At 65.4% G+C, this 3,106-nt stretch carries 2 protein-coding genes; both read right to left on the bottom strand.

What is annotated here, in order from left to right; all coding sequences use genetic code 11:
* Positions 1-38: 38 nt before the first annotated feature.
* Complete coding sequence (locus J0695_RS38365; RefSeq protein ID WP_206969472.1) at positions 39-971, bottom strand: branched-chain amino acid ABC transporter permease; 933 nt, start codon at positions 969-971, stop codon at positions 39-41.
* 98 nt (positions 972-1,069) lie between these two features.
* Positions 1,070-2,299: a branched-chain amino acid ABC transporter substrate-binding protein gene (locus J0695_RS38360; RefSeq protein ID WP_206969471.1), complete on the bottom strand. Its 1,230-nt coding sequence runs from the start codon at positions 2,297-2,299 to the stop codon at positions 1,070-1,072.
* Between the last annotated feature and the right edge of the window lie 807 nt (positions 2,300-3,106).

Here is a 3,106-nt window from a genome sequence, read left to right as displayed (position 1 = left end):
GAGGGGGATGACGGGGGTGTTTTGGGTGGTCATCGGTATCACGCCCTGTCCGCGACTCGTTCGCCCAGTAGGCCTTGTGGCCTGACCAGGAGGACGACGATGAGGAGGACGAAGGCCCAGACGTTGGCCCAGGCGCCGCCGCCGAGCTTGTCCATGCCGGGGATGTCCTGGATGTACTGGATGGAGAGTGCTTCGGCGAGGCCGAGGACGACGCCGCCGAGCATGGCGCCGTAGATGTTGCCGATGCCGCCGAGTACGGCTGCGGTGAAGGCCTTGAGGCCGGCGATGAAGCCCATCTCGTAGTTGATCTGGCCGTACTTGAGGCCGGAGGAGACGGCTGCGACGGCGGCGAAGGCGGCGCCGATGGCGAAGGCCATCACGATGATGCGGTCGGTGTTGATCCCCATGAGCTTCGCGGTGTCGGGGTCTTGCGCGGTGGCCTGCATGGCGCGGCCGGAGCGGCTCTTGGCGACGAAGACACCGAGGACGAGCATGCAGAGGGGGGCGGCTATGAGGAGGAAGAGGTCGCCGCGCTGGATCTGCAGGTTGTCCGTGATCTTGAAGGCGCTGCCGTGGAATTCGGGGAAGCTGCGGGCCTTCTTCGCGTCGGGGTAGAAGCCCCAGACGATCTGCTGGAGTGCGATGGACAGGCCGATCGCGGTGATCAAAGGGGCCAGGCGGGGCGCGTTGCGCAGTGGCCGGTAGGCGAATCTCTCGGCGGCGGTGGCTACGGCCGTCGAGGCGACGATGCCGCCGATGATCATGAACGGGAGTGCCACCCACAGAGAGGTTCCGCTGGGGAGCCAGAGGTAGATGGTGAGGGCGCCGAAGCCCCCGATCATGAAGATCTCGCCGTGGGCGAAGTTGATGAGCTGGACGATGCCGTAGACCATGGTGTAGCCGATGGCGATGAGGCCATACAGGGCGCCGAGGGTCAGGCCGTTGGCCAGCGTTTGCGGCAGTTCATGCACCGCAGGCCTCCGATGAGCGTGTCGGATATGACTCCGCGCGAGGGCGCTGTTGCGCCCTCGCGCGGTCTGTTTCAGTTGGTGCGGGGCAGTGCGGTGGGTCAGTCCTTGAACGTGGCGCTCTTGACGGGCTTCCAGGCGCCGTTCACGACCTTGTAGACGGTGAGCTGCTTGTTCGTGGTGTCGCCGTACTGGTCGAAGGCGACCTTGCCGGTCACGCCGTCGAAGGCGACCTTGGACATGGCCGCGGTGATCTTGGCGCGGGCGTCGGAGGGGAGCTTTCCGCCGTTGCCGTCGACGACTGCCTTGACGGCCTGGATGATGGACCAGCCTGCGTCGTAGGAGTAGCCGCCGTAGGCCGCGTAGGGGTCCTTGTAGCCGCCGGCCTTGTAGTTGGCGATGAAGGTCTTCGCGGTGTCGAGCTGCTCGACGGGGTAGCCGACGGAGGTGGCGAGGTCACCGTCGTTGGCGACGCCGGAGGCCGAGATGAAGGCGGGGTCGTAGATGCCGTCACCACCCATGGTGGGGATCTTCGCGCCGGCCTTCTTGACCTGGTCGGAGATGAGGCCGCCCTCGGGGTACTGGCCGCCGAAGTAGACGGAGTCGGCGCCGGAGGTCTTGACCTTGTCCGAGGTGCTGGAGAAGTCGGTTTCCTTGGTCGTGATGTGGTCGGTGCCCACGACCTTTCCGCCGAGCCGCTGGAATTCCTTGGAGAAGATCGCTGCGAGGCCTGCGCCGTAGGTCTGCTTGTCGTCGATGACGAAGACCTTCCGCTTCTTCGCGTCGTTGTAGTAGTACTGCGCGGCGAAGCGGCCCTGGATGACGTCGGTGGTGGCCGTACGGAAGTAGGTGTCGAAGGGGCGCTTCAGATCGCCGGAGCCCCAGTTGTCGCCCTGGCTGAGCGAGGGGTTGGTGTTGGCCGGCGAGACCTGGGTGAGGTGGGCCTTGAAGAAGTCCTGCTGCATCGACTGCGAGACGCCGGAGTTCAGCGGGCCGACGACGCCGAGGACGTCCTTGTTGGCGACGAGCTGAACGGCGTTCTGGTGGCCGGAGGCCGGAACGGCCTGGTCGTCGAGGGCTTGGATCTTGAAGGTGACGCCCTTGACTTCCTTGTTCTTGTTCGCGGTCTTCGCGGCGAGGTCGACGGAGTTCTTGATGCCCTGGCCGAGCGCGGAGAGCGAGCCGGTGAGCGGCGCGTCGACACCGATGACAACGGTGATGTTGCCGTCGCTGCTGCTCTTCTTGTTGTCGTCGCGCGAACCGCAGGCGGTCAGTGTGAGGGCACCGGTGGTGATGGCGGTGGTGAGTATGAGCAAGGAACGGTTTCGCACGGTGAGTCCTTTCCCAGGCGCGGCCCCCTCTGCTGAGGAGCCGTTGCACTCGCCGGGCCGTACTGGGTAAGTGGTCTGTTGCCGTGCTTGCAGTCGCGCCCGGCGGCGCGGTGACTGGCCGTGACTCTAAGGGCAGTGGGTGGGGTGGGGGACCGGCGTCGGCAGGATGTGACTGTCTTGTTATGCCAATGTGAAACCCAGGTAGTGCAATGCGGGCAGATCACGCTTTAGTGGCCTGGTCCGGTTGGCTCACTATGTGAGAAACCGCAGTTCCGTTACGAGAGTTGGTTCGTTCGCCGGGCCGGTTGCGGACAGACGGCGCGCAGTGACTTTGTCAGGTCTGCGGCGTATGCGGCGCCGAGTATGTAGCTCGGGTTTTCTATTGCGCGCGTGTTACGCAGCGTTACATTCAGGAAGGGGAGTTCGACTCCGATGGGGAGTCCTGTGCAGCGGCGGGCGGTGATCCGCAGGGTGATGGATTGGGTCATTCCGGAATGCAGTACGACGGGGGCCGGCGGTCGCAGAGTCATGGTCAACTCGTCATAGGGCTGGCTGAGTTGTTCCAGGGTGGTGGGCGGTCCCTGGGTGAGGGTCGCGCGGATTCGGAAGGTGAAGGAGTGGCTGCGGAGGTCGGGTGTTCCGGTGGTTCCGGCGTAGGTGAGTGAGGTGACGCCTGTGGGTCGGGGTGGCAGCGGACGGGGCTGCGGCTGAGGTTGTGGCTGTGGGTCCGGCGGGGTGTGAGAGGTGTGGCTGAGCGCGGTGGTGAGGGCGAGGGCGGCGGTGCCGACGGCCAGCGCAGCTCTGAGG

Source organism: Streptomyces beijiangensis (assembly GCF_017315755.1).
Classification (GTDB): domain Bacteria; phylum Actinomycetota; class Actinomycetes; order Streptomycetales; family Streptomycetaceae; genus Streptomyces; species Streptomyces beijiangensis.
Note: the sequence above shows the minus strand (reverse complement) of the source record. Positions and strands in the feature narration are given on the sequence as shown.